The sequence below is a fragment of the Micromonospora sp. M71_S20 genome (assembly GCF_003664255.1).
Classification (GTDB): domain Bacteria; phylum Actinomycetota; class Actinomycetes; order Mycobacteriales; family Micromonosporaceae; genus Micromonospora.
The window spans coordinates 769,863-796,417 of sequence record NZ_RCCV01000001.1; the positions used below are offsets into that span (position 1 = coordinate 769,863).

24 protein-coding genes and 1 riboswitch are annotated in these 26,555 nt (G+C 75.0%); of the genes, 8 read left to right on the forward strand and 16 right to left on the reverse strand.

What is annotated here, in order from left to right:
• The first annotated feature begins 191 nt into the window (after positions 1-191).
• Positions 192-3,836, forward strand: coding sequence for a hypothetical protein (locus DER29_RS03595; protein ID WP_121396015.1), 3,645 nt, complete (start codon positions 192-194; stop codon positions 3,834-3,836).
• 122 nt (positions 3,837-3,958) lie between these two features.
• Here DER29_RS03595 and DER29_RS03600 read toward each other — a convergent pair whose 3' ends face one another.
• The 7 genes from DER29_RS03600 to DER29_RS03630 all read right to left on the reverse strand — a co-directional run bounded on the left by DER29_RS03600 (position 3,959) and on the right by DER29_RS03630 (position 10,383).
• The gene (locus DER29_RS03600) at positions 3,959-4,738 is read right to left on the reverse strand and encodes a hypothetical protein (RefSeq protein WP_121396016.1); all 780 of its coding nucleotides are present in this window, start codon (positions 4,736-4,738) and stop codon (positions 3,959-3,961) included.
• 23 nt (positions 4,739-4,761) lie between these two features.
• Entirely contained in the window at positions 4,762-5,634 is an 873-nt protein-coding gene (locus tag DER29_RS03605; protein WP_121396017.1) for a PspA/IM30 family protein, read from the reverse strand.
• 228 nt (positions 5,635-5,862) lie between these two features.
• Positions 5,863-6,297 (reverse strand): helix-turn-helix domain-containing protein, encoded by a 435-nt coding sequence (locus tag DER29_RS03610; RefSeq protein WP_121396018.1) that lies wholly within the window; start codon positions 6,295-6,297, stop codon positions 5,863-5,865.
• Positions 6,298-6,442: 145 nt separating this feature from the next.
• Positions 6,443-7,030 carry a CinA family protein gene (locus DER29_RS03615; RefSeq protein WP_121396019.1) on the reverse strand — a complete coding sequence of 196 codons (588 nt, stop codon included), beginning with the start codon at positions 7,028-7,030 and terminating at the stop codon, positions 6,443-6,445.
• A 172-nt stretch (positions 7,031-7,202) separates the two neighbouring features.
• Positions 7,203-7,796: a CDP-diacylglycerol--glycerol-3-phosphate 3-phosphatidyltransferase gene (gene pgsA / locus DER29_RS03620; RefSeq protein ID WP_121396020.1), complete on the reverse strand. Its 594-nt coding sequence runs from the start codon at positions 7,794-7,796 to the stop codon at positions 7,203-7,205.
• A gap of 77 nt (positions 7,797-7,873) precedes the next feature.
• Entirely contained in the window at positions 7,874-9,373 is a 1,500-nt protein-coding gene (gene rimO / locus DER29_RS03625; RefSeq protein ID WP_121396021.1) for a 30S ribosomal protein S12 methylthiotransferase RimO, read from the reverse strand.
• 86 nt (positions 9,374-9,459) lie between these two features.
• Entirely contained in the window at positions 9,460-10,383 is a 924-nt protein-coding gene (locus DER29_RS03630; protein WP_121396022.1) for an ornithine cyclodeaminase family protein, read from the reverse strand.
• A gap of 88 nt (positions 10,384-10,471) precedes the next feature.
• Positions 10,472-10,537, forward strand: a riboswitch (guanidine-III (ykkC-III) riboswitch).
• Between the two features lie 64 nt (positions 10,538-10,601).
• Here DER29_RS03630 and DER29_RS03635 point away from each other — a divergent pair.
• Together DER29_RS03635 and DER29_RS03640 are read left to right on the forward strand one after the other, a co-directional pair.
• Positions 10,602-10,916: a multidrug efflux SMR transporter gene (locus DER29_RS03635; RefSeq protein WP_121396023.1), complete on the forward strand. Its 315-nt coding sequence runs from the start codon at positions 10,602-10,604 to the stop codon at positions 10,914-10,916.
• 91 nt (positions 10,917-11,007) lie between these two features.
• Positions 11,008-11,253, forward strand: a complete 246-nt coding sequence (locus DER29_RS03640; protein WP_121396024.1) for a hypothetical protein — start codon at positions 11,008-11,010, stop codon at positions 11,251-11,253.
• 139 nt (positions 11,254-11,392) lie between these two features.
• Here DER29_RS03640 and DER29_RS03645 read toward each other — a convergent pair whose 3' ends face one another.
• Positions 11,393-13,840, reverse strand: coding sequence for a DNA translocase FtsK (locus DER29_RS03645; RefSeq protein ID WP_121396025.1), 2,448 nt, complete (start codon positions 13,838-13,840; stop codon positions 11,393-11,395).
• 113 nt (positions 13,841-13,953) lie between these two features.
• On the opposite strand from DER29_RS03645, the gene DER29_RS03650 reads away from it, so the two are divergent.
• Together DER29_RS03650 and DER29_RS03655 are read left to right on the forward strand one after the other, a co-directional pair.
• Entirely contained in the window at positions 13,954-14,433 is a 480-nt protein-coding gene (locus DER29_RS03650) for a YbjN domain-containing protein (RefSeq protein ID WP_121396026.1), read from the forward strand.
• The gene (locus tag DER29_RS03655; RefSeq protein WP_121396027.1) at positions 14,430-16,079 is read left to right on the forward strand and encodes a YbjN domain-containing protein; all 1,650 of its coding nucleotides are present in this window, start codon (positions 14,430-14,432) and stop codon (positions 16,077-16,079) included. Before DER29_RS03650 ends, DER29_RS03655 begins: the two co-directional genes overlap by 4 nt.
• 71 nt (positions 16,080-16,150) lie before the next feature.
• Here the strand turns inward: DER29_RS03655 and DER29_RS03660 are convergent, their stop codons facing one another.
• From DER29_RS03660 to DER29_RS03680, 5 genes are all read right to left on the reverse strand, one after another.
• Positions 16,151-17,839: a ribonuclease J gene (locus DER29_RS03660; protein WP_121396028.1), complete on the reverse strand. Its 1,689-nt coding sequence runs from the start codon at positions 17,837-17,839 to the stop codon at positions 16,151-16,153.
• A 52-nt stretch (positions 17,840-17,891) separates the two neighbouring features.
• The gene (gene dapA, locus DER29_RS03665) at positions 17,892-18,818 is read right to left on the reverse strand and encodes a 4-hydroxy-tetrahydrodipicolinate synthase (protein ID WP_121396029.1); all 927 of its coding nucleotides are present in this window, start codon (positions 18,816-18,818) and stop codon (positions 17,892-17,894) included.
• 53 nt (positions 18,819-18,871) lie between these two features.
• Entirely contained in the window at positions 18,872-19,609 is a 738-nt protein-coding gene (gene thyX / locus DER29_RS03670) for an FAD-dependent thymidylate synthase (protein ID WP_121396030.1), read from the reverse strand.
• A 647-nt stretch (positions 19,610-20,256) separates the two neighbouring features.
• On the reverse strand, positions 20,257-20,910 hold the full coding sequence (locus DER29_RS03675; RefSeq protein WP_121396031.1) for a DUF2752 domain-containing protein: 654 nt from the start codon (positions 20,908-20,910) through the stop codon (positions 20,257-20,259).
• The gene (locus DER29_RS03680) at positions 20,907-22,136 is read right to left on the reverse strand and encodes a winged helix-turn-helix domain-containing protein (RefSeq protein ID WP_121396032.1); all 1,230 of its coding nucleotides are present in this window, start codon (positions 22,134-22,136) and stop codon (positions 20,907-20,909) included. Before DER29_RS03680 ends, DER29_RS03675 begins: the two co-directional genes overlap by 4 nt.
• A 78-nt stretch (positions 22,137-22,214) precedes the next feature.
• Between DER29_RS03680 and DER29_RS03685 the strand changes: the two genes are divergently transcribed.
• Complete coding sequence (locus DER29_RS03685; protein ID WP_121396033.1) at positions 22,215-22,766, forward strand: GNAT family N-acetyltransferase; 552 nt, start codon at positions 22,215-22,217, stop codon at positions 22,764-22,766.
• Here the strand turns inward: DER29_RS03685 and DER29_RS03690 are convergent.
• Positions 22,665-23,972, reverse strand: coding sequence for a glycosyltransferase 87 family protein (locus DER29_RS03690; RefSeq protein WP_121398979.1), 1,308 nt, complete (start codon positions 23,970-23,972; stop codon positions 22,665-22,667). The genes DER29_RS03685 and DER29_RS03690 overlap by 102 nt on opposite strands.
• Before the next feature lie 35 nt (positions 23,973-24,007).
• Here DER29_RS03690 and DER29_RS03695 point away from each other — a divergent pair, with 35 nt between their 5' ends.
• Both DER29_RS03695 and DER29_RS03700 read left to right on the forward strand, forming a co-directional pair.
• Complete coding sequence (locus DER29_RS03695; RefSeq protein ID WP_233599628.1) at positions 24,008-24,658, forward strand: GNAT family N-acetyltransferase; 651 nt, start codon at positions 24,008-24,010, stop codon at positions 24,656-24,658.
• Between the two features lie 188 nt (positions 24,659-24,846).
• A complete protein-coding gene (locus DER29_RS03700; RefSeq protein WP_121396034.1) occupies positions 24,847-25,227 on the forward strand; it encodes a VOC family protein in 381 nt (126 codons plus the stop codon).
• Positions 25,228-25,232: 5 nt separating this feature from the next.
• On the opposite strand, the gene DER29_RS03705 is transcribed toward DER29_RS03700, so the two are convergent.
• A complete protein-coding gene (locus tag DER29_RS03705) occupies positions 25,233-25,727 on the reverse strand; it encodes a GNAT family N-acetyltransferase (protein WP_121396035.1) in 495 nt (164 codons plus the stop codon).
• 48 nt (positions 25,728-25,775) lie between these two features.
• A complete protein-coding gene (gene dapB, locus DER29_RS03710; protein WP_121396036.1) occupies positions 25,776-26,549 on the reverse strand; it encodes a 4-hydroxy-tetrahydrodipicolinate reductase in 774 nt (257 codons plus the stop codon).
• Positions 26,550-26,555: the final 6 nt, after the last annotated feature.

Sequence of the window (26,555 nt, forward strand, 5' to 3'; positions counted from 1 at the left end):
GTGTCGGGCCTGACACTCCGTCGACGCGGCCGCGAGTCGCATCTCTGCCACAGATACGGACGATTGGGTACTTCCTAACGTCGCCGTCGAGGTCGCATGCTGCGGTTGACTCCTCACGCATCGTCAGCGACGCGCGACCGCGTCCGCCACGCCGCCGTGGTGGCCGCCGCGCCCGGACACCGGGGAGAGCCATGGAGCTGTTCCGCAGACTCCGGATCCCGTGGGCGGAGCGGGCGCCGGCCCGCGCCGACGGCGACGGCGACGGGACCGGGGCGGGTCCCGTCCCGGCGGCCCGACGCGCCGCGGAGCCGGTCGTCGCGCCGGCCAGCCTCGACCCGGCCGCCGTCCCGCGCTACTTCGGTCCGGTGCCGAACCACGCCCGCAGCCCGCTGCCGGTCGTCGACGCCGACGGTCGCGTGGTGCCCGGCACCGGCATCCGCAAGTTCGTCGACGCGCTGCCCCGCCCCGGCGCGCTCGGCCGCACCGAGCTGGGCGCCCACCTGCCGGTGGCGGTGCCGGACACCGTCAGCTACCCGGGCTGCGACTACTACGAGATCGGCCTGGAGCAGTACGCGCAGCGGCTGCACCGGGACCTGCCGGCGACCCGGCTGCGCGGCTACCGGCAGCTCAACCTCGGCACGGACGCCCACGGGCACAACACGGTCGCGCCGGCGGGGCGCCCCTGGCACCTCGGCCCGCTCATCCTGGCCCGGCGCGGCCGGCCGGTCCGGGTCAAGTTCATCAACCAGCTCCCCACCGGCCGCTCCGGCGAGCTCTTCCTGCCGGTCGACCCGACCGTCGACGGCGCCGGGGCCGGCCCGCTCGACGGCCCGGCGCCCTACCCGCAGAACCGGGCGGTGCTGCGGCTGGCCGGCGCGCACACCGCCTGGACCAGCGCCGGCAACCCCTGGCAGTGGGTCACACCGGCGGGCGAGATCACCCCCTACCCGACGGGGCCCGGCCTGACCCACGTGCCCGACATGCCGCCGCCCGGCGCGGGCGCCACCACGCTCTACTACCCGAACGAGCAGAGCGGGCGGCTGTGCTGGTTCCACGACAACACCGTCGGCCTGGCCCGGCTCACCGTCTACTCCGGGCAGCTCGCGCTCTACCTGCTCACCGACCCGGCCGAGGAGCGGCTCGTCGCCGACGAGGTGCTCCCCGCCGACCAGCTGCCTTTGGTGATCGAGGACAAGACCTTCGTACCCGAGGACACCCAGCTCGCCGGGGAGGACCCGACGTGGGACCGGGACCGCTGGGGATCCCGGGGCAGCCTCTGGCATCCGCACGTCTACCAGCCCCGGCAGAACCCGCACCGGGCCGACGGGACGAACCCGACCGGCCGGTGGGACTACGGGCCGTGGTCGCGTACGGGCGACGACGCCGGGCAGCGGGAGCACGGCGGTACGCCGCACCGGGCGGAGCCCGTCCCGAACCCGCACCACGACCCCGTCGCCGAACCCGACGAGCCGCCGCTCGCGCCCGGCGTCCCGCACCCCTCGGCGGTGCCGGACGCGTTCGGCGACACCGTGCTGGTCAACGGGACCGCGTACCCGTACCTGGAGGTCGAGCCGAGGACGTACCGGTTCCGGATCCTCAACGCCTGCCTGGACCGCGGCCTGAACCTCCAGCTCTACCGGGCCCGCTCCGACGGCCCGATGTGGGACCCGGACGGCGGGCTGGCCGACGGCGACGCCGGTGAGGTGCCGATGGTGGAGGCGGTACGCGCACCGCACCGGCCGGCCGGCTGGCCGGCGGACGGGCGCGACGGCGGGGTCCCGGACCCGCGCGCCGCCGGCCCGGAGTTCATCCAGGTCGGCAACGAGTGCGGCCTGCTGCCCGCGCCGGTGGTGGTGCCGAACCAGCCGGTCGGCTACCGGTACGACCGGCGCGACCCGACCGTGCTCAACGTCGACGCGCACGCGCTGCTGCTCGCCCCCGGGGAGGCCGCCGACGTGTTGGTGGACTTCTCCACCGTCCCGCCAGGCGGCACGCTGATCCTCTACAACGACTGCCCGGCGCCGCTGCCCGGCTTCGACCCACGCGCCGACCACCACACCGGCGCGCCGGACCGCGGCGCCGAGGGCGGGGCGCCGCCGACCCGCCCCGGGTACGGGCCGAACACCCGCACCCTGCTCCAGTTCCGGGTCGCCGGCACCCCGGCGCCGCCGTACGACCTGGCGCGGCTGCGCGAGCGGCTGCCCGGCGCGTACGCGGCCAGCCAGCGCCCGCCGATCGTGCCGCAGCCGGCGTACGACGCGGCGTTCGGCACCCGGACCGCGCGTGACACGGTGGTCCCGGTGCACGCCGCGACGGTCAGCTTCGTTCCCGCCGGCGCCGCCGCCCCGGTGCTCCTGCCGCTGGAGGTCAAGGCGGTGCAGCAGGTCTTCGAGCCGGAGCACGGCCGGCTCGTCGGCCGCCTCGGCGTCGGGCACCCGCACGCCGGGCCGCTCTCCCCCACCGTCCTGCCGCTCGGGCCGACCGACCCGGCCACCGAGGTGCTGCACGTCAGCGACCCCGCCGTCGCGTTGGGCGGGCCCGCCGACGGCACCCAGCTCTGGCGCATCCGTGGCAACAGCCGGCAGACCCAGCCGGTGCGGTTCACCGGCTGCGACGTGCAGCTGGTCGGCCGGGTCGGCTGGGACGGCGCCACCCGGCCGCCGCACCCGGCGGAGCGGGGCTGGAGGCAGGTCGTCCGGGTCAACCCGCGCGAGGACGTGATCGTCGCGCTCCGGCCGGTCGCGCCGCCCCTGCCGTTCAAGATCGGCGACAGCGTACGGCTGCTCGACCCGGTCCGGCCGGCGGGCACCCGGACCGGCTCGACCCCGGTCAGCCCGGTGGACGGCCGGCCCGCGGTGGTGGTGAACCAGCTCGTCAACCTCGGTTGGGAGTACCACTGGCACAGCCAGCTCGGCGGCCACCGGGACCAGGGCATGACCCGACCGCTGGTGCTGCGGGTGTCGCCCCGGGCACCGACCGGGCTGACCGCGACGCCCGCCCCCGGCTCGGCCACCGCGCTGCCCGCGATCGCGCTGACCTGGACGGGCAACGGCAGTCGCCCGCCGGCCACCAGCCACCTGCTCCAGCGGGCCACCGACGCCGCCTTCACGGAAGGGCTCACGGCGATCACCGTGGCGGCCACGGCGACCCGCCACACGGACGCCACGGTCACCCCCGGGGTGACCTACCACTACCGGATCCGGGCGGAGAACGCGGTGAGCTGCTCCACCTGGTCCAACAGCGTGCCGGCCGCGGTGCACCTCGCCGCGCCGGCCGGGCTGACCGCGGCGATCCCGCCGGCCGCGCCGCTGCGGATCGCGCTGCGCTGGGCCAACCGCTCCTTCGCCACCGGGATCGACGTGCAGCGAGCCACCAACCCGACGTTCAGCAGCGGGCCGGGCACCACCGCGATCGGCGTCGGCGACAACCATCTCGACGCCGCCGTGGCGCCGGACACCACGTACTACTACCGGGTGCGGACCACCTACCTCGGCGCAGCGTCGGCCTGGTCGACGGTGGCCCGGGCGACCACCCCGCCGGCGCCGGGCCCGCCCACGGGGGTGACCGCCACCGCGACGGCACCCGGGCCGGACACGGCGACGGTGATCCTCGCCTGGGCGGCGAGCACCCCGGCCGGACCGGGCGCGGGGTTCATCGTGCAACGGGCGCTGGACCCGGCGTTCGGCCGGGAGGTGGCGACCTTCACCGTCACCGGCCGGGGCTTCACCAACAGCGGACTGGCGCGCGGCGTCACCTACCACTACCGGATCCGGTCGTTCAACGTCGTCGGCAGCTCCCCGTTCACCGGCCCGATCCCGATAACCACGCCTCCCTGACCGGCCGCGCCACGGCCCGCGCCGATCATGCAGTTGTGGTGGGGTGCGAAACGCCCGAACGGTTGCCGAGCCAGCACCACGACTGCATGATCGACCCGGTCGTGAGGCGGGGCGGGGCGGCGTCAGGGGGTGCGGAGGGGGGCGCCGACGCCGCGCAGCTCGGTCAGGGCCATGGCGACGCCGTGCAGCAGGTCGGTCGCCTCCGTGAGGCGGGAGGCGGCCGGGTGGGCGGCGTCGGGGTGGGCGTCCCCGGCCACGTAGCCGGCGGCGGCCACGACGAGCCGCTCGTACGCGGCGACGCCCTGCTCCAGCTGCGCGGTGAGGGCCCGGTGCGCCTCGGCCAGCGGCGGCCGGGCCTCGGCCGGGGCGAGCCGCAGCGTGCGCTCGACGCTGGCCACCCGGTCGGCGAGGTCCCGCAGCGACCGGTCGGCCTCGGCGGCCTCCAGCACGGCCGGCGAGGCGAGCCCCGTGAGCCGGTTGGTCATCCCGGCGAGGGTCAGGGCGGCCCGGTCCAGCCGGGCCCACGGCTCGGCGGCGCTGGTGCCGCGCAGCGCCACCCGGGAGCGCACCCGGCGGACCTCGGCCAGCACGCCGGGGCCGACGGGGAGCCGTTCCACGGCGGCGACCAGCTTGGCGCGGGACCGCGCGGCGGCCTCGGCCGGGTCGAGCGCCGGCGGTGCCGGCCGGGCGGCCAGCGCCCGCAGGTCGATCCACCGCCAGGCGGCGAGCACCACCGCGCCGCCCGCCCCGGCCACCCAGGCCGCGTCGGGCAGCCCCAGCCCGGCGTACGGGGTCAGCACGGCGGCGGCGCCGCCCAGGCCGCCGGCCGTGACGCTCCACCGGCGCGCGGACCGCCGCAACCGGCTCAGGCGCCGGAAGTACCGCGTGCGCTCGTCTGCCACCTCTGCCTCCTCGACCCGGCCGCTCAGCCGGCGGCGGTGGTGTCTCCGGTGCCGCGCTCCCGGCCCATGCTGGCCCGGATCTCGTCCAGCCGGGCGGCGGCCGCCGGGTCGGCGGCCGGCGCGGCGGGCTGGGCCTGCGCCGCACCCTGTCGTTCCTGCTTGCCGCCGAGCTGCTCGCCGGCCATGCTCGACCGGATCTGCTCCAGGCGGGAGGAGCCGGCCGAGTCCAGGGTCGCCTTCTGGATCTCCAGCATGCGGCCCTCGACGGAGTTGCCGGCCAGCTCGGCGCGGCCCATCGCCGTGGCGTACCGCTGCTCGATGCGGTCGCGCACCTCGTCGAGCGAGGGCGTGTTGGCGGGGGCGGTCAGCGCCGACATCGACTCCAGCGAGCGGGCCACGCTCTCCTGCATCTTGGCCTGCTCCAGCTGGCTGAGCAGCTTGGTGCGCTCGGCGAGCTTCTGCTGGAGGATCATCGAGTTGTTCTCGACCGCCCGGCGGGCCTGGGCGGCGGCGCCGAGCGCCTGGTCGTGCAGGGTCTTGAGGTCCTCCGTGGCCTGCTCGGCCGAGACCAGCTGGGTGGCCAGGGTCTGCGCGGACTGCTCGTAGCGGCCGGCCTCGGCCTCGTCGCCCCGGGCGCGGGCCTGGTCGGCGAGGACCAGGGCCTGGCGGGCGTTGGCCTGCAACCGCTCGACCTCGGTCATCTGGCGGGACAGCTTCATCTCCAGCTGCCGCTGGTTGCCGATCACGGCGGCGGCCTGCTGGACCAGCGCCTGGTGCTGACGCTGGGCCTCCTCGATGGCCTGCTGGATCTGCACCTTCGGATCGGCGTGCTCGTCGATCCTGGCGCCGAAGAGCGCCATCAGGTACTTCCACCCCTTGACGAACGGGTTAGCCATCTTTGCGTTGCCCCCTTGAGTAGCGTCGCTCCGCCTCGACCGCGCCGGGTGCTCCCGGCCGGCTCCCGCACGGCAGTGGCTCCATCGTCCCAGCCGGACGCCACCGGGGCATCCGTACCGGCGAGCGAAGCGAGCGCCGACGCCGTCCGCGATCAAGGGTACGCGGCGCCGTCGAGGCCGACCACGTGGTGCGAGAGGGGGTGGATCAGGCGACGCGAGGGGGGTGGATCAGGCGGCGCAGACCACGTCGCGCTCGCTGCCCCGGACCCGGGAGCTGCGCAGGGTGGCCTTGAGCGGGGAGTCCTGGCGGACCTGGACGGCGACCGTGCCGTCGGAGCTGACCTGGTGGACGCCCCGGCCCGTGCTCCTGCGCACGGCGACGGGCGCGGCCGGCTCGTCCTGCACCGGCACGAGCACGCCGGGCATCTGCTCGGCGAGGGCGACGGTGTCGCTGACCTCACGCAGCAGCTCGGACAGGCGCGCACCGAGGGCGTCGCAGATCGCGGCCAGCAGCTCGCTGGAGGGCTCCTTCTGGCCGCGCTCGATCTCGGACAGGTAGCCGAGGCTGACGTTGGCGGCGGAGGAGACCTCGCGCAGGGTGCGGTGCTGCCCCTGCCGGCGCGCCCGCAGTGCGTCACCGATCACGCGGCGTAGCAGGACCATTCGCACCTCCCCCTGAGGGACACCACTCGTCCACGCGGCCCGTCCGGCACGTCGAGCCGGACCGGTCGTCGGAGCCTTCCCGCAACCGTACCCGTTGCGGGCCCCCACGACATCCCACCCCGCCCCTCGGATCGCGGGGAGAGCGTCAACGGCGCCCTGCGCCAGCCGCGTCGGCCCGCCCGTCGTCGACCCCGGCCGCCGGGGTGTCGGCCTCCTCCGCCCCGGAAGCGTCGGTCCCGTGGATCCGCGCGGCGAGCAGCCGCAGTGCCTCGACGACCGCGGCGGAGCGGATGTGGTCGCGACCGCCGTCCAGGTCGAGCTGCCGGACTTGGGTGCCGGACGGCCCGGCCACGGCGACGTAGACGAGCCCGACGGGCTTGCCGTCCTGCGGTTCCGGGCCGGCCACCCCGGTGGTGGCGAGGCCCCAGTCGGCCCCGCAGCGGCGCCGCCCACCCTCCGCGAGGGCCACCGCCACGTCCGGGTCGACCGGCCCCCTGTCGGCCAGCAGGTCCTCCGGCACGCCGGCGAGCTGCGACTTGAGCTCGGTGGCGTAGACCACCAGGCCGCCCCGGTAGATCCCGCTGACCCCGGCGATCTCCACGATCGAGGCGGCCAGCAGGCCGCCCGTCAGCGACTCGACGGTGGCGAGGGTCTCGTGCCGTTCCGAGAGGCTGTGCACCACGCCGGCCGCCGGACTCCCGACCGGCCGCGCTCCGTCAACGTCACTGTCCATGTCCCGGATCCTTTCCCCGCCCCGCCGGCCCTACTCATCCTTCCCGACCGGCGTGGGCGCGGGCGGGCGGCCCGGCTGCCCCGTCGGCCTCCGCCGCGAGGGCTTCGGGCGACGGCGTCCGGTCCGGACGGGAGGGGACGGACGGGCGCCGGTCAGATGGCCAGGCGGCGGGTCAGGCGGCGGGGCGGCGGAGCCGGAGGGCCTGGGCGACGTAGTCGAAGCCGGTGATCACCGTGACGCCGACCGCGGCGGCCATGATCCACGGGCCGACGGCGGCCAGCGCGTCCGGCATCGGCCACAGGTACCAGGTGATGGCCAGGATCTGGAGCGCAGTCTTGATCTTGCCGCCCCGGCTGGCCGCGATCACGCCGTGCCGGATCACCCAGAAGCGCAGCGCGGTGATGCCCAGCTCCCGGACGAGGATCACGGCGGTCACCCACCAGGGCAGCTGGTCGTACCAGGAGAGCAGCAGCAGCGCGGCCCCGGTGAGGGCCTTGTCCGCGATCGGGTCGGCGACCTTGCCCACCGAGGTGACCAGGGCGAAGCGGCGGGCGATCCAACCGTCGACCAGGTCGGTCGCGGAGGCGACGGCGAAGATCAGGCAGGCGACCATCCGCCAGCCGGCGTGGCTCATCGCCGAGGCGACCACGGACGCCGCGAAGACCGGCACCAGGGCCAGCCGCAGCGCGGTGAGCGCGTTGGCCGCGTTCAGCACGGGCACGCCGGCCACCACCGGCGCGGGAGTCGAGTCCGTCGCCCCGGTCACCGCCGCACCCCGCTCCGGCCTCCGTGGCGCACCTGACACCCCACCACGTGGCTCCCCCGCTCCCTCCGGGCCCGCCGTCACCGTGTTGCGCCGGGCGCAGCCGAGATCATCTCATCCGGGACCGCGACCAGGTCCACCCCTTCGGTGCCCGTGACCGTCGCCCGCACCAGGTCGCCGGGGCGCAGCGCGGCCAGGTCCACTCCGCCGCCGGACGGGGCGACGAGGGTGGTCGAGCCGTCGACCTCGGGGGCCTGGTGGGCCGCCCGGCCCTCGACCACGCCGTCGTCGACCGAGTCGACGAGCACCTCGACCGTGGAGCCCAGGCGTTCCTCGGCGCGCTGCGAGCACAGCTCGTCGGCGAGCGCGCTGAGCTTGTCGTAGCGACGCTTGACCGTGGCGGCGGAGACCTTGCCGGGCAGCCCGGCGGCCTCGGTGCCGTCCTCGTCGCTGTAGTCGAACACCCCGATCGCGTCGAGCCGGGCCTCGGTCAGGAACCGGACCAGCTCCTGGTAGTCGCCGCGGGTCTCGCCGGGGAAGCCGACGATGAAGTTGCTCCGTGCGCCCGCGGCCGGGGCCAGCGCGCGGGCGCTCGCCAGCAGCTCCAGGAACCGCTCGGTGGAGCCGAAGCGGCGCATCCGGCGCAGCACCGGCTCGCTGGAGTGCTGGAACGACAGGTCGAAGTAGGGCGCCACGCCGGGCGTGGTGGCGATCGCCTCGACCAGGCCGGGACGGGTCTCGGCCGGCTGGAGGTAGCTCGCCCGCACCCGGACGATGCCGTCGATCGCGGCGAGCTGGGGCAGCAGCTTCTCCAGCGCCCGGGGGTCGCCCAGGTCCTTGCCGTAGGAGGTGGAGTTCTCGCTGACCAGCACCAGCTCGCGTACGCCGGTCTTGGCCAGCCACTCCGCCTCGGCGAGCAGCTCGTCCGGCGTACGGGAGACGAAGGCGCCGCGGAAGGCGGGGATAGCGCAGAACGCGCAGCGCCGGTCGCAGCCGCTGGCCAGCTTGAGCGAGGCGACCGGACCGGTGTCGAGCCGGTGACGCAGCACCTGGCGCAGGTGGGCCGGGGTGTGCTCGTCGGTCTCGGTGACGCCCCGCACCGGGGTGCCGTGGCCGGGCAGCGACACCCCGCTGTCCCGCCGGGAGACGGGGGTGAGGGGCAGCAGCTCACGCCGGTCGCGCGGGGTGTGCGCGCCGATCCGCTCGCCGGCCACGACCGCGTCCAGCCGGGCGGCGATGTCCGGGTAGTCGTCGAAGCTCAGCACCGCCTGCGCCTCGGGGAGGCTGTCGGCCAGCTCGCGGCCGTACCGCTCGGCCATGCAGCCGGCGGCGACCACCTTGGCGCCGGTGTCGGCGGCGGCCAGCAGGGTCTGGATGGAGTCCTGCTTCGCCTTCTCCACGAAGCCGCACGTGTTGACGACCACCACGTCGGCGCCTTCGCCGTCGGTGGTGACCTGCCAGCCGTCGGCGTGCAGCCGGGCGGCCAGCTCCTCCGAGTCGACCTCGTTGCGGGCACAGCCCAGGGTCAGCAGGGCGACACGGCGGCCGTCGGTCGGGGAAGGGGAGGTGGCAGACACCATCCGAGGGTACCGGGCGGGTGGGCGGCGGCCGTCAACGGCGGGCCGCCCGCACCGGCCGCCGCACCCTTCCCGCCGCCACGACCGGCTCAGACCGCCGCCGCGCCGACCCCGACCAGCCGGTCGAGCAGGAAGACCTCCGTGCCGGCCAGGCCGGTCGAGCAGAAGACCGAGACCTGGTCCGCGCCGGTCCGGCCCGCGACGGCGCCGGCCAGCACCGCGCCCAGGTCGCGCAACCGTCCGGCGTACGCGGGCAGCGTCGCCAGCATCGGCGGGTCGTACGCTGCCGCCTGCGCCGGCGAGTCGGTGACCAGCAGGTCGGCGGCGTCCAGCAGGTCGGTGCCGAACTCGTGCCGGTCGACCTGCTTGAAGCCGACCGTGTTGACGTGGGTGCCGGGGGCCAGGTCGGCGGCGTCGAGCACGGGGCCGACGGCGGTGGTGGCGAGCACCACGATGTCGCGGTCACGGACGGCGGCCCGCGCCGAGCCCACCGCCCGCGCCGGCACGCCCAGCTCGGCGCGGACGCGGGCGGCGAACGCCTCCCGCCGGGCGGCGGAGCGGCTGTGCACGGTGACCTCGCGCAGCGGGCGGACGGCGGCGGCGGCCCAGACCTGGGTCCACGCCTGCCCGCCGGAGCCGATCACGCCCAGGGTGGCGGCGTCCGGCCGGGCCAGGGCGTCCACGGCGACCCCGCCGAGCCCGCCGGTACGCCGGGAGCCCAGCTCCTCCCCGACCGCCACCGCCCGGACCGCCCCGGTACGCCCGTCGTGCAGCACGACCACCTGCTCGCTCTCCGGGTGCCCGAACGTGTCGTACGAGCGGTAGCCGTACCACTCGCCGGTGAGGTGGCCGGCGGTGAGCACCATCCGTCCTCCGCCCAGCGGCGCGGCGGCCCGGGGCGGGGCCACCAGGCGGCCGGCGTACGCGGCGAGCAGGGCGTCCCGCATCGCGGCGACCGTGGTGGGGGCGTCCAGCGCGGCGGCGACCTCGGGATCGGAGAAGAGCAGCGGCATACCCCGATACTGCAAGTTGAAGCGAGGTTCACGTCAACCCGTGGTGGCCCGGCTCACCCCGGGCACCGCCCGCCGGTGCTACCGTCGGTCGTGGCGGCCCGAGGTCGCCCCGGACGAGTGGTGGGCGTACCCGGTCAGGCCAAGACGCCCCGCGTGTGTGTACCGAGCCCACTCTTCCCGGCCCGATGGTCCGGGCGCCTACGCAGAGGTGATCTTCCATGGCCTGGATCGTTCTGGTGATCTCCGGACTTCTCGAGACCGCGTGGGCGATCGCCCTCGACCGCAGCGCCGGCTTCACCCGGCTCGTCCCGTCGCTGGTCTTCGTGGTGACCCTGGTGCTCAGCATGGCCGGCCTGGCGTACGCGCTGCGCGAGATCCCGGTCGGCACCGGCTACGTCGTCTGGGTGGGCATCGGGGCGGTCGGCACCGCCCTGGTCGGGATGCTCGCGCTGAACGAGCCGGCCAGCCTGCCCCGGATCGCCTGCCTGCTGCTGGTGGTCGCCGGCGTCGTCGGCCTGAAGGTCTTCCACTGACCGGCGTCTTGCGGGGCGAGGCGTGACGGAAGACCACAGTGGGTAGAGCTGTGCCTGGCACCGGAAAGGCTCTCACCCACGGAGGCAGACAATGGCCAACATGCACTCGACCGCCCGCCCGCGCACCAACGCCGCCCGCATCTGCACGATCCTGGGCTTCGTGTTCGCGGTCCTCGCGCTCCTGCTCAACCCGCTCGTCTTCGGCGTGATCGGGCTGGTCCTGGGCATCGTCGGCGCCGTGCTCGGCGACAAGCCGCTCGGCTGGTACGCCGCCGCCGCCAACGTGGCCGCCATCGTCATCAGCCTGCTGATCATCAACGCGCTCGTCAACAACTGACCTCCGCTCCCCCGGGCGAAGACCGGGCCCGCCGGCGTGCCGGCGGGCCCGTCGTCTGTGCGCCCTGTCGGGCGGTTGCCCGGCTCAGCCCCGCCGTGACGACCGGGAACGCCCCCGCGCCATCAGCGGCCGGCCCGTCCTAGTCCTCGCCGCCGCGCAGGCCGACCAGTACCTCCTCCAGCTCGTCCGGCTTGACCAGCACGTCACGGGCCTTGGACCCCTCCGACGGGCCGACCACGCCCCGGGTCTCCATGAGGTCCATCAGCCGCCCCGCCTTGGCGAAGCCGACCCGCAGCTTGCGCTGGAGCATCGAGGTCGAACCGAACTGCGAGGTGACCACCAGCTCGACCGCCTGCACCAGCAGGTCGAGGTCGTCGCCGATCTCCTCGTCGATCTTCTTCTTGCCGGCGTCCGGCGCGACGAGCACGTCCGGGCGGAACTCCGGCTCGCGCTGGTCCTTGCAGAACTTCACCACGTCGGCGATCTCGCGCTCGGTCACCCAGGCGCCCTGGATCCTGATCGGCTTCGAGGCGCCCATCGGCAGGAACAGGCCGTCGCCGCGACCCAGCAGCTTCTCCGCGCCCGGCTGGTCGAGGATGACCCGCGAGTCGGCCAGCGAGGAGGTGGCGAACGCCAGGCGCGACGGCACGTTGGCCTTGATCAGGCCGGTGACCACGTCGACCGACGGACGCTGGGTGGCCAGCACCAGGTGGATGCCGGCCGCGCGGGCGAGCTGGGTGATCCGGACGACCGAGTCCTCCACGTCGCGCGGGGCGACCATCATCAGATCGGCCAGCTCGTCCACGATCACCAGCAGGTACGGGTACGGGCGCATCTCCCGCTCGCTGCCCGGCGGCGCCTTGATCTCGCCGTTGCGCACCTTGCGGTTGAAGTCGTCGATGTGCCGGACCCCGTTGGCGGCGAGGTCGTCGTAGCGCATGTCCATCTCGCGGACGACCCACTCCAGCGAGTCGGCCGCCTTCTTCGCGTTGGTCACGATCGGGGTGACCAGGTGCGGGATGCCCTCGTAGCCCGTCATCTCGACCCGCTTCGGGTCGATCAGCAGCAGCCGCACCTCGTCCGGGGTGGCCCGGGTGAGGATGGACACCAGCAGCGAGTTCAGGCAGGACGACTTGCCCGCGCCGGTCGCGCCGGCGATCAGGATGTGCGGCATCTTGGCGAGGTTGGCCACCACGTAGCCGCCCTCGATGTCCTTGCCGAGCGCCACCACCATCGGGTGGTGGTCGCTGGTGGCGGCCCGCGACCGCAGCACGTCGCCGAGCGCCACGTTCTCCGGGTCGGTGTTCGGGATCTCCACCCCGACCGCGCTCTTGCCCGGGATCGGGCTGAGGATCCGCACGTCCGGCGACTTCACGGCGTACGCGATGTTGCGGGAGAGCTGGGTGATGCGCTCGACCTTGACGCCGGGGCCCAGCTCCACCTCGTAGCGGGTGACGGTCGGGCCGCGGGTGAACCCGGTGACGGCGGCGTCCACGCCGAACTGGTCGAAGACGCCGGTGAGCGCGACGATCACCTCGTCGTTGGCCTTGCTCCGGGACTTCGGGGCCGCGCCGCTGCCGAGGATGTTCGCCGGCGGCAGCGTGTAGTCGCCCGCCAGCCCGGTCAGCGCGAGCTGCTCGGCCCGCGTCGGCGCGGGCGAGTGCTCCGGCGGCTCCGCCGGCTTGCGGCTGGCCGGCACTTTGCCCGGGGGCTTGCGGGGCAGCACCAGGGTTTCCTGGAGGTCCACCCCGTCGAGGTCGTCGTCGAACTCCCCCGGCTCGGGCGGCGGCGGGGCCGCCCGCTTCGCCGGGCGCTTGCGGGGCGCCGGCCTGGCGGGCTCCTCGTCCGTCTCCGCCACGACCGGCGGGGCGATCCGGGTGCCGAACAGCAGGCCGAGCCGCTCCGGAACCTTGTTGATCGGGGTCGCGGTGACCACCAGCAGGCCGAAGACCAGCAGCAGGATCAGCAGCGGCACGGCCACCCACGCGGTGACCGCCCGCTCCATCAGGCTGCCGACGCCGGCGCCGACCAGGCCGCCGGCGAAGTCGCGCTGGCCCGCGTCGGCCGGGTCCTGTCCGATGTGCAGCATCGCGGCGGTGGCGACCAGCATGGACGTCCAGCCGACCAGCCCCCGGCCACGGTGCTCGGGATCGACGGGCTCGCGCATCAGCCGCCAGGCGCCGATCATCAGCAGCACCGGCACCACGACCGAGATCGCCCCGAGGAAGAGCCGGAAGGTGTCGGCCAGCCGGGCGCCGACCGGGCCGGCGCCGGAGAACCAGAGGGCCACCGCGCTGAGCAGGGCGAGGCCGAAGACCAGCAGGCCCGCGCCGTCACGGCGCTGCTCCGGGTCGAGCCCCCGGGCGGAGCCGGCCTGCCGGAACGCCCAGCCGACGCCGTGCGCCATCCCCATCCACAGTGCGCGGACCGCCTGCCCGACGATCGGACCCGGGCCCGGCCGGGCCGCCGGCCGCCGCCGGGGCGCCGCCCGGCCGGCCTTCTTCGCCGGCTGACGGGCACGACTGTTCGTGGTGCCACGCGGCGACGCGCCGCGCCGCCGGCTCGCCTGAGAGGTACGGCCCGCCATAGCATCAACCTAATGGCGTGACCCGGCAGATCGCCGCCTTTCCGGGTCGTGTCCGCGTGTCGCAGCGCGGGCCCGCCGCGTCACGTGATATCTGCCTCAGAAGGGTTGCCCCCATGGCGTCGCCGGAAACCGAGGACGGTCGGGACGGCCCGCTGGCCGGGCACCCGGGGGCGCTGGAACCGCTGACCGGCGAGCTGATCGCCGCCGTGCTGCGCAGCCGGGGCTACCACGTCGGGGCCGACGCCGACGGCGACCTGGTCGGCCGCTGGGACGACAGCCTGATCTGGTTCCTGCGCCCCGGCGCCAACGGCGAGCTGCTCCAGGTCCGCACCCTGACCGCGCCGGCGTTCCCCATCGAGTACGTGCCGGCGCTGCACGCCTTCTGCAACGCGTGGAACCACGACCGGCTCTGGCCGAAGGCGTTCGTGCACGTCGAGGACGACGGGCGGGCCCGGATCTGCGGCGAGGTCATCACCGACCTGGAGCGCGGCGTCACCGCCCACCAGCTCGACCAGTTGCTCGACTGCGGCATCGCCACCGGCTGCCAGCTCGCCACCGAGGTGGCCCGGCTGCCCGGCGGGGTGGTGGCGTGACGGGTCAGGGCGAGGGCCTGGCCGGGCGCGGCCTCGACCCGTTCGGGCTGCCCGGCTGGTGGAGCGGGCTGCGGCGCGGGGGCCGGCAGCCCGACCCCGCGCTGGCCGGAGCGCTCGCCGACGCCCGCGACACCCCCGACGGCGAGGCCCGCAGCACCGAGCTGGAACGGATCGCCGCGCACGCCGACGCCACGGGCGACGACCGGACGGCGCTGGCGGCCCGGTTCGCGCTGATCGAGGCGTACCTCCTGCACGGGCAACGGTGGCGGCTGGTCGAGCCGGTGCGCCGCTGCCTCGCCACCGCCCAGCGCCGCCCCGACCTGCTGGCCGGAGACCAGGCCGAGCTGCTGCGGCGCCACCGACGGTACGCGGTCGAGGCCCTGCTCGGCTCGCCCCGGGTCGGGCTGGACCAGGCCCGTTCCATGCTGGACGACCTCGCCGCGCGCGCCGCCGACGACCCGGCGGTGGTCGCCGAGCTGCGCTGCCGCGTCGCCGACCACCTCGGCGACGAGCCCACCGCCCGGCGGTGGTACGACCGCTGGGCGACGGCCGGTCCGGGACCGGTCGGTGGCTGCCCGGACTGCGCGTCGGCCCGACGGGCGGAACTGCTCGCCGGCTGGGGCGACCACCGGGCCGCGCTGGCCGCTTTGGAGGACTCCCCGCCCGGCGGCGTCGACTGCACCGAGCAGCCGGAGCGGACGCTGGTCGCCGGGCTGCTGTCCTGGCTGCGGGCCGGGGAGCCGGAGCGAGCGGCCGAGGCGCACGTCCGGGCGTACCGGCGGCACCGGCGGGAGCGGGCCGCCTTCGGGTTCCTCGCGACGCACCTGCGGTGGTGTGCGCTGGCCGGGCACCCCGCCCGGGGCCTCGACGTCCTCGCCGAGCAGCTGCCCCGGCTGGACCGGCCGCACGACGACCTGTCCGCGATGGAGTTCGCCGCCGCCGGGGCGCTGGTCTGCGCCCTCGCCGTGGAGGCGGGGCTCGGCGGGCGGACGGTGCACCGCCCGGCGTACGGGGTGCGTCCGGCCGCCGAACTCGACGTGGCCACGCTCGGCGCCACCCTGCTCGGGGTGGCCACCGCGCTGGCCGGCAGCTTCGACGCCCGCAACGGCACCGGCCACCAGTCCGGCCGGATCGCGTCCTGGCTGGCCGAACGGCCGGCCGCCGCGCCGGTGCCCCTGCCGCCCGACGACGACCCGGACGACGACGCCGACGACCCGCCCCACGAGGACCCGCCGGACGGGGAGCCGCGCCCGCTGAGCCTGGCGATGATCACCGCCGAGCTGGACCGGCGCGGGGACCGGTACGCCGTCGACGACCGTGGCGCCGTGACGGGCCGGTGGGGCGAGGCGCTGATCCAGTTCCGGCGGGCCGGCGAGCGTGGCGAGATCCTCCAGGCCCGGTCCGTGGCGAACCGCCGCCTACCGGCCGACCGGCTCGCGGAGGCGTACGCCTTCTGCAACGCCTGGAACCACGACCGGCTGCTGCCGAAGGCGTACGTGCACGAGCGGGAGGGCGAGCTGCTGCTGGCCGGTCACGTCGCCACCGACCTGGCGCACGGGGTGGCCCCGGCCCAGCTCACGGTGCTGCTCGACGCGGCCGTGGAGACCGGCGTCGCGTACGCCCAGGCCGTGGCCGCCCTGCCCTGAGCCGGGCGGCCCGCCCTACGGCGACGCCCGCCGGCACACGGGGTGCGGGCGGGCGTCGCGGCGGCGCGGGGTCAGACCTCGACGACGGTGGGAACGATCATGGGCCGACGCCGGTACGCGTCGTTCACCCACCGTCCCACGGTGCGTCGGACGATCTGCTGGAGCTGGTGCGGGTCGGTGATGCCGTCGGAGGCCGCCCGGTTCAGGGCCTCGGTGACCAGCGGGATCACCGGGCTGAACGCCTCCGGGTCCTCCGAGAAGCCCTTCGCCGACAGGGTCGGGCCGCCCACCACCTTGCCGGTCACGGAGTCGACCACCACGGTGGTGGCGATGAACCCGCCGTCGCCGAGGATCCGGCGCTCGGTGAGCAGCGACTCGCTGACGTCGCCGACGGCGAGGCCGTCGACGTAGACGTAGCGGCTCTTCACGTGCCCGACCAGGCTGGCCCGGCCCTCGACGAGGTCGACGACGTCGCCGTCCTCGCAGAGCACCACCCGGTCGGGGGCGACGCCGGACTCGATGCCGAGCCGGGCGTGCGCGCGCAGGTGCCGCCACTCGCCGTGCACCGGCATCAGGTTGCTGGGCCGGACCACGTTGAGCAGGTAGAGCAGCTCGCCGGCGGGCGCGTGACCGGAGACGTGCACCTTGGCCACGTCCTTGTGCACCACCACGGCGCCGGCCCGGGCCAGCCGGTTGATCACCCGGTAGACCGAGGTCTCGTTGCCGGGCACCAGCGACGAGGCGAGCACCACGGTGTCGCCGGGGGCGATGGTGATGTGGCGATGGTCGCCGCTGGCCATCCGGCCCAGCGCGCTCATCGGCTCGCCCTGCGAGCCGGTGGACATCAGCACGATCTGCTCGGGCGGCATGTTCGTCGCCTCTTCGATCCCGATGACCAGCCCGGACGGGATGTTGAGCAGCCCCAGGTCACGGGCGATGCCCATGTTGCGGACCATGGACCGGCCGATGAGGGCGACCTTGCGGCCGTGCTCGGCGGCGGAGTCGAACACCTGCTGCACCCGGTGCACGTGCGAGGCGAAGGACGCGACGATGATCCGCCCCTTGGCCTTCGCGAAGATCGAGTCGAGCACCGGCCCGATCTCCCGCTCGGGGGTGACGAAGCCGGGGATCTCCGCGTTGGTGGAGTCCGAGAGCAGCAGGTCCACGCCCTCGGCGCCGAGCCGGGCGAAGCCGGCCAGGTCGGTGATCCGGCCGTCCAGCGGAAGCTGGTCCATCTTGAAGTCGCCGGTGTGCAGCACCAGGCCGGCCGGCGTGCGGATGGCCACCGCGAGCGCGTCGGGGATCGAGTGGTTGACCGCGAAGAACTCGCACTCGAACGGGCCGAGCCGCTCCCGGCCGCCCTCCCGCACGGTCAGCGTGTAGGGCTGGATCCGCCGCTCGGCCAGCTTCGCCTCGACCAGGGCGAGGGTGAACTGGGAGCCGACCAGCGGGATGTCGGGCTTGTGCGCGAGCAGGTACGGCACCGCGCCGATGTGGTCCTCGTGGCCGTGGGTCAGCACGATCGCCTGGACGTCGTCGAGCCGGTCCAGGATCGGACCGAAGTCGGGCAGGATCAGGTCGACCCCGGGCTGCTCCACGTCGGGGAAGAGGACCCCGCAGTCGACCACCAGCAGCTTGCCGTCGTACTCGAAGACGGTCATGTTGCGACCGATGGCGCCGAGCCCGCCGAGCGGGATGATCCGCAGCCCACCCTCCGGCAGTGGCGGGGGCAGTTCCGTCTCGAAGTGCGCCTCGGTCACGCGTCCACCTCATTCTGCGACGCCGTCACTCGGCGTCCGTCGTGTCGTTCGGTCATTCGGAAAGTTCCACGCCCGCCGCCGCGCTGTCGGCGCGGAGCTGGGCGATCTCGTCGTCGGTCGCGTCGACCAGCGGCGAACGCACCGGCCCGGCGGGGAGCCCGGCAGCCGCCAGGCCCGCCTTCACCAGGATCACGCCCTGGGTACGGAAGATGCCGGTGAACAGCGGCAGCAGCCGCCGGTGCAGGCTCAGCGCGGTGGCGGTGTCCCCCGCGTCGTACGCCTCGATCATCTGCTTGGTGAGCGCGCCGGTGAAGTGGGTCGAGGTGCCGACCACGCCCACGCCGCCCACGGCCAGCGAGGGCAGGGTGAGCGAGTCCTCGCCGCTGTAGAAGGCGAGGTTCGTCCGGCTGGTGACCCAGCTCGTGGCGGTCAGGTCCCCCTTGGCGTCCTTCACCGCGACGATCCGGGCGTGTTCGGCCAGGCGCACCATCGTCTCGGTGTCGATCGGCACGCCCGCCCGGTGCGGGATGTCGTAGAGCATCACCGGCAGCCCGGTGGCGTCCGCGACGGCGGTGAAGTGCCGCAGCAGGCCGCTCTGCGGCGGCTTGTTGTAGTAGGGGGTGACCACGAGCAGGCCGTGCGCGCCCGCCTTCTCGGCGGCCGTGGAGAGCTCGATGGTGTGCCGGGTGTCGTTGGTGCCGACCCCGGCCACGACCTTGGCGCGGTCACCGACGGCCTCCACCACGGCCCGGATCAGCTGTTCCTTCTCGGCCTCCGTGGTGGTCGGCGACTCGCCGGTGGTGCCGTTGACCACCAGCGCGTCGTTGCCCTGCTCGTCGACCAGGTGGCTGGCGAGCCGCGCGGCGCCGTCGAGGTCGAGCGAGCCGTCGGCGGTGAACGGGGTCACCATGGCCGTGAGCACTCGCCCGAAGGGGCGGGACACCGCCCGGGCGGGCGTGTCAGGGTGGTCGTGCGTCATGCCACCAACCTAGCGGACGACCACCGGCGCCCCGCCGGGGAAGCCCTCAGGACTCACTCGGCGTGCGGGCTCGCCGCGACCTCGGTGCCGTCGGGCAGGGCCGAGATCACGAAGTCGGCGAAGACGTTCGGGGCGACACCCTGGAGCTGCCGCAGGCACTCCACCGCCAGCTCGCGGATCTCCACGTCGGCGTGCTCGGTCGCGCGCATGGCGATGAAGTGCCGCCAGGCCCGGTAGTTGCCGGTGACCACGATGCGCGTCTCGGTGGCGTTGGGCAGCACCGCGCGGGCCGCCTGGCGGGCCTGCTTGCGCCGCAGCGTGGCGTTCTCCACGTCGGCGAAGCGCCGTTCCAACCCCTCCAGCAGCTCGTTGTACGCCCGCACGCTCGCCTCGGCGGCCTCCACGAACTTCTTGTGCAGCTCCGGGTCGTCGGCGATCACCGAGGGCTCGACCATGGCGGCGTCGCGCTCCGGCACGTACCGCTGGGAGAGCTGGGAGTACGAGAAGTGCCGGTGCCGGATCAGCTCGTGGGTGAAGGAGCGGGACACCCCGCTGAAGTAGAAGCTGACCGAGCCGTGCTCCAGCACGCTCAGGTGGCCGACCTCCAGGATGTGCGCGAGGTAGCCGGCGTTGGTGGCGGTGGCCGGGTTCGGCTTCTTCCAGCTCTGGTAGCAGGCCCGGCCGGCGAACTCCGCGAGGGCTTGGCCGCCCTCGGCGTCGGTCGACCACGGCACGTCGTCCGGCGCCTCGAAGTGGGTCCACGCGACGAGCTTGACCTGGGGCTGCACCATCTCCGGCATTCCTGGGACTGTAGTGGCGTCGCCCCTGCCCGCCCAAGCCAGGCTCGCCGGGTGCAATGTCGGTCACCGCGGACGGACGGCACGGGCGGCCGGATCCCGGTCGCTCGACGAAGTGAGCGGGGGTGACGGCAGGTTCGTACGTGCCCTTTCGAGCTGAGTCGGCTACGACATCACGCGCGCCGGCGGCGGACGTGGGCGGCCGGCGGCACGACGCCACGCGGGCAGCCGACGGCGGGACCCCCACGCGGGCAGCCGGCCGGAGGACCTCCGCGCCGGCGGGACGCGCACCGGTCGCACGCGCACGCGCCGACCTGCGCGACCGGCATGGCTGCCCCCACGTGCGCCGGACGGGCGCACCGCCGCCGGGATGCCGGACGGGCTCATCGCCCGTGGCCCCGCGGAGCGAGGCCCCGGCTGCTGATGTCGCAGACGATTCAGCTCGAAAGGGCGCGTGTAGCGATCGGTCACCGGGCGGACGGACGGCACCGGCGGCCGGATCGCGCCGCCCGGCGGCGTGAGCCGGGTGAACGGGGTGACGGCAGGTTCGTAGGCGCGACCGGCCGGCGGCGGCGCGGACGTCGGACCAGGCGCCACCGCTGGCGGCAGGCACAGACGTCAGGCTCGGCGCGTGGCGAGGGTCAGACGTAGAGGGAGGTGAACGGTGCCCAGGGAAGGTTGCGCAGGATCGTGAAGGCCAGCCAGGAGGCCAGGAAGACGCCGATCACCCGGGAGCTGATCCGCAGCTCGGGCAGGCGCCAGCCGAACGCCTGCCGGCCCGCCCAGGCGACGAAGAGGTACGCCAGGAAGGGCAGCGCGAAGACGAAGAGGAAGTGGTGCCGGGCGGCGGCCGGCAGGTCGGCGTGCAGCACGTACCAGAGCGCGCGCGTGCCGCCGCAGCCCGGGCAGTCCAGCCCCGTGGTGAGCTTGAGCAGGCAGGTCGGCGCGGCGTCGGGCGCCGATCGGGTGGGGTCGCTGATCAGCGCGTAGCCGATGCCGGCGGCGACGCAGCCGAGCGCGGCCAGGGGCACCGCCCAGCGCGGAGAACGCTCGTAGAGACGCACGACGAAGCGGGTGAGCCGGTCCGGCTCCGCGACGGGGTAGGGCGCCGCCCCCGGATAGGGCGAACCGGGGTGGGCCGCTCCGGGGTAGGGCGACCCCGGGTGGGGCGGCGCCTGCTCCGTGGGCCATCCGCCGGCCGGCGCGGCCGGACCCGCCTCGGGCGGGGCGTCGAGCCCACCCGTCTGCGGATGCGACGCCGAGGCCGGTCCGTCAACGCTCGTCACGTCGCTCACCGTACACCGGCCACGCCCGCCAGCGCGGCGGCCAGCGGGACGGCCAGGTCGCCGGCGGCGGGCGGGGCCACCGCGTCCAGGCCCAGCCAACCCGCGAGGCGGTGCAGCTCGGCGGCGAGCGCCAGCGCGGTCTCGCCCCGGTCGACGCCCGGCTCGGCCCAGGCGGCCGGCACCAGCAGCACGCGGGCCTTCCGGTCGGCCTTCAGGTCGACCCGGGCGGTGAACCGCTCCCCCTGCAGGAACGGCAGCACGTAGTAGCCGTGCACCCGCTGCGGCGCCGGCACGTAGATCTCGATGCGGTAGCTGAAGTCGAAGAGCCGCTCGGCGCGGGCCCGCTCCCAGACCACCGGGTCGAACGGGCTGACCAGGGTGTTGCCGCGCACCCAGCGGGGCAGCCGCGCACCGGCGTGCAGCCAGGCGGGCCGCCGCCAGCCCTGCACGGCGACCGGCAGCAGCTCGCCCGCCTCGACCAGTTCGGCGATGGCCTGCCGGGCCCCGGCCACCGGCAGCCGGAAGTAGTCGCGCAGCTCCGGCTCGGCGGCCACCCCGAGCGACCGCGCGGCGATGCCCACCAGCGTGCGGTGGGCATCGGCGTCGGTCGGCGTCGGTGCGTCGAGCACGGCGGCCGGCAGCACCCGCTCCGGCAGGTCGTAGCGACGGGCGAACGACGTCGTGCGGTCGGCGGCCGTCACCTCCCCCGCCCAGAACAGGAACTCCAGCGCCCGCTTGACCGCCGACCAGTTCCAGCCCCAGTTGCCCGTCTCCCGGGGCGCGTCGTGCTCGATCTCGGCGGCCGTGAGCGGCCCCCGGGCGGCCACCTCGTCGCGGACCCAGGCCACCAGGCCGGGCTGCTCCTGGGCGATGCGCCGCATCCCGCCCCAGGCCTCCGAGCGGGCGCGGGCCATCCGCCAGCGCAACACCGGGTGCAGCCCGACGGGCACCAGCGACGCCTCGTGCCCCCAGTATTCGAACAGCTCCCGGGGGCGGCGGTAGGCGGCGGCGTCGAGCAGCGAGGTCGGGTAGGGCCCGAGGCGGCTGTAGAGCGGCAGGTAGTGCGCCCGTTGCAGCACGTTGACCGAGTCCATCTGGATCAGCCCGACCCGGTCGAGCACCCGGCGCAGGTGCCGGCGGGTGGGCGCGCCGGTGGGCGCGGGGTCGGCGAAGCCCTGGGCGGCGAGCGCCACCCGGCGTGCCTGGGCGAGCGAGAGCGATTCCGGTGCGGCCATCGTCGGGCACCCTAATCCACCGGTACGACACCGGTGCGGACACTGGACCGATCACCCGCCGGGGCATAGAACGGACGCATGCTCACGATCCGCCGCGAGGAGCCCGACGACGCCGAGGCGGTCGCCCGGGTGCACATCCACGGCTGGCAGGCCGGCTACGCCGGGATCATGCCCGAGGAGGTGCTGCGGCGGCTCAACGTCACGGCCTGGGCGCAGCGCCGCCGGGACCTCGGCACCGCCGACCCGGAGCACCCGTTCACCACCCTGCTCGCCGAGGTCGAAGGGACGCTGGCCGGGTTCACCACGTTCGGCCCGTACCGCAACAACCAGGACCGTGGCGACCTCGACGCCGCGCACGGCGAGGTCGTGGCGATGTACGTCGAGCCGACCCGCTGGGGCGACGGCACGGCGCGGGCGCTGCTGGCCGCGGCGCGGGACGGACTGGTCGCCCGGGGCTGGTCGGACTACCGGCTCTGGGTCCTGGAGGCCAACCACCGGGCCCGCCGGTTCTACGAGCGGGCCGGGCTGTCACCGGACGGTGAGCGGTCGACCTATCCGGTGCCGCTGGCCGGCGGGCGCCCGCCGGTCGGGCTGGTCGAGCTGCGGTACGCCGGGCGCCTCGGCGGCTGACCCGGCCGGCGCCGCCCGACGGCGGTTGCTCCGGCCCGGGTCGCCCCAGCGGCGGATGGGCAGGAACGCCAACAGCGCCAGGCTGATCCAGACGTAGGTGTTGCTGCCGAGGAAGCCGTCGAGCCCGGTGAAGTCCTTCTCCCAGGCCCAGACGATGCGGCTGATCAGGAAGCCGTAGCCGACGATCGCGGCGCCCAGCAGGACGCGGCGTCGACGGCTGCCGGCGGGCGCGGCCATCCCGTTGTCGACCAGCAGGATCAGCGCGGGCAGCAGCCAGACCAGGTGGTGCACCCAGGTGACCGGGCTGACCAGGCACATCACCGCGCCCGTCAGCGCCAGGCCGGTCGCCTCGTCGCCGGCGGCCACGGCGGCGCGGGAGCGCCAGGCCCACAGCGCCAGCGTGGCGAGCACCAGCGCCAGCCAGGCCAGGGTGCTCGGGTGTTCCGGGTTCAGCCGGGCGACCACGCCGCGCAGCGACTGGTTGGAGACGAACGCCAGCTCACCGACCCGGCCGGTGTTCCACAGCGCCTCCGTCCAGAACTCCCGCGAGGCGTCGGGGAAGAGCGCGGCGGCCAGCAGCGTCGTGCCGGCCGCGGCGGCCATCGAGGTGACCGCGGCCCGCCAGCGGCGGGTCACCAGCAGGTAGACGATGAAGATGCCCGGGGTCAGCTTGATCGCGGTGGCCAGGCCGATGCCCACGCCGGCCCAGCGGTTGCCGGCCGGCAGCAGCCGGAGCAGGTCGATCGCGACCAGGAAGAGCAGCAGCATGTTGACCTGGCCGAAGTTGACCGTCTCGCGCATCGGCTCGTACGCGGCGGCCAGGCAGAGCGCCACGGCGAGGGCGAACCAGCGGGTCCAGCCGGAGCGGCGGGAGACCGGGTCGATCAGCCACCAGAACAGCACGGCGGTGACCACCACGCTGGCGGCCACGCTGACCGCGATCGCCGCCCACCACGGCAGGTACGCCATCGGCAGCATGACCAGGGCGGCGAAGGGCGGGTACGTGAAGCCGTACTGGGTGCCGGGCTTGAGGAAGTCGTAGATCTCCCCGCCGTCGTGCACCCACCAGGTCAGCGCGCCGTAGTAGACCTTCAGGTCGAAGAAGCCGTGCCGGACGGCCGCGACGGACAGGAAGGCGGTCACCGCGACGGCGAGCGCGACGACGCCGACGACCTGCTGGATCGTCCGTCGGGGACCCTGCGCCACCATCGCCTCCCTCGCCCTGCGTAGGCTTCCGTCCCATGGCTCTCGGGTACGTCCGCCCGGCGCGTCCGGAAGACGCCGGCGAGATCGCACGCATCCAACTCGCGACCTGGCGGGTCGCCTATCGCCGGATCCTGCCCCGGCACGTGCTCGACAACCTGGACGAGGCGTGGCTCGCCAGGCGGTGGAGCGCGGCCGTGCAGGAGCCGCCCTCCGGCGCCCACCGGGTGCTGGTCGCCGTCGAACAGGCCGAGCAATCCTATCTGGTGGGGTTCGCCGCCTCCGGTCCGGCCGACGCCGAGGCGCTCGCCCCGGGTGAGCCGGCGGAGGTCCTCGGGCCGGACGTCGCCGCGGTGACGGACCTGCTGGTGGAGCCGCGCTGGGGCCGGCGGGGGCACGGCAGCCGGCTGCTCGCCGCGACCGTCGACCTGTGGCGTGCCGACGGGTTCACCCGCGCCCTGGCCTGGGCCTTCGACGGCGACGCGGCGACCCGGAAGTTCCTCACCAGCACCGGCTGGGAACCCGACGGCGCGGCCCGCGCGCTGGACGTGGAGGACATGCTCGTCCCGCAGGTGCGCCTGCACGTGGCGGTGCCCGCGGACGCGGACCCGGCGGACGCGACGCCCGCCGAGGCGACGCTGCCGGACCTGACGCCGGGTGCGTCGCCGCCGGCGACGCCCGGGGACTGACCGTCCCTGGCGGCGCTCCCCGGCCCCAAGGGCGACCGGGCCGGGCGTTCCCGGGCCCGGAGGGCACCGACACCGACCCACGGTCCCCGACCCGCCGGTGCCGGCGTTCCGCCGGACACTGTCGGGGGCGTCGCCTACGGTGACCTCATGGTCGCGGTGGCGGCGTCCACGAGAGGGAGGCACCGGGCATGTTCACGGACACGACGGCGTGGAGCAGTTTCTCGGTCGACGACCCCGGCCGGGCCGAGCGGTTCTACGCCGACACGCTCGGCCTGCGGGTCTCGCGGGACGACGCCATGGGCGGCCTGCTGACGCTGCACCTCGCCGGGGGCCGGGACGTGATGGTCTACACAAAGGCGGACCACGCCCCCGCGGGCTACACGGTGCTCAACTTCCCCGTCGACGACGTCGACCGGGCCGTCGACGAGCTGACCGCGCGCGGGGTGCGGTTCGCGCGCTACCCCGGGATGCCCCAGGACGACAAGGGCGTCATGCGCGGCAACGGGCCGACCATCGCGTGGTTCACCGACCCGGCCGGCAACATCCTGTCGGTGATCGAGGAGGGCTGACCCCGTCAGGGTCGGGGCGGGACCTGGGCGGGCGGAAGGAGTTCGACGACCAGTTCGTCGTCCTCCATCGCCCCGGTGGGCACGAAGCCGAGGCTCGTGTAGAGGCGGGCGGCCTGGACGTTGTCGGGGTGGTAGGAGAGCCGGACGGGGTGACCGCCGTCCTGACCGCCCAGCCACGCGGCCAGGGTGCGCACGGCCGCCCGCCCGACGCCCCGGTCCTGTTCCGCCGCGTCGACCACCATGCCGCCGATCCACCGGGACCCGTCGTCGTCGACGCCCCACATGACGTGCCCGGCGACGGTCTCGTCCGCGTACACGGCCAGCGAGGTCCACACGTCGGAGCGCATGGTCAGCAGCAGGTAGCGCGCGGCCAGCGCCGCCACCCACCCACGCTGGTCGTCGCGCGGGGCGACGTCGGCCACCGCCCGCCAGTTGTCGTCGTCCACCGGGCGCAGGGTGACCCGGCGCCCGGCCCGGTCGGAGAGTCCAGAATCGATCACCCGGGCAGCCTAGGGGCCGCCCGGGTGCCGCCGCGACGGGTTTGCCCGTCAGTCCAGGAGGGCGTCCAGGCCGACGGTCAGCCCGGGCCGGGTGCGGACCGCGCGGACGGCCAGCAGCACGCCGGGCATGAACGAGACCCGGTCGTACGAGTCGTGCCGGATGGTCAGCGTCTCCCCCACGGTGCCGAAGAGCACCTCCTGGTGGGCGACGAGGCCGGTGGCGCGCACGGCGTGCACGCGTACCCCGTCGATGTCGGCGCCCCGGGCGCCCGCGACCTCGTCCTTCGTGGCGTCCGGCGCCGGGCCGAGCCCGGCCTCGGCGCGGGCGGCCGCGACCAGCCGCGCGGTGTGCGTGGCGGTGCCGCTGGGGGCGTCCAGCTTGCGGGGATGGTGCTGCTCGACGATCTCGACCGACTCGAAGTGCCGGGCGGCGCGGGCGGCGAACTGCATCATCAGGACCGCGCCGATGCCGAAGTTGGGGGCGATCACCACGCCCACCCCGGGCTTGTGGGCCAGCCAGCCGCGCACCCGCTCCAGCCGCTGCTCGGTGAAGCCGGTGGTGCCGACGACCGCGTTGATGCCCTGGTCGATGCACCAGTGCAAATGGTCCATGACGACGTCCGGGGTGGTGAAGTCGACGACCACTTCGGCCCCGGCGTCGGACGCGGCGAACAGGCCGTCGCCCTGGTCGACCATGGCCACCAGCTCCATGTCGGCGGCGGCGTCCACGGCCCGGCACACCTCGATGCCCATGCGTCCCCGGGCGCCCAGCACGCCGACCCGGATCAGCTCGTCCGGGCTCTTCTCCTGCTCGTCAGTCACGGGGCA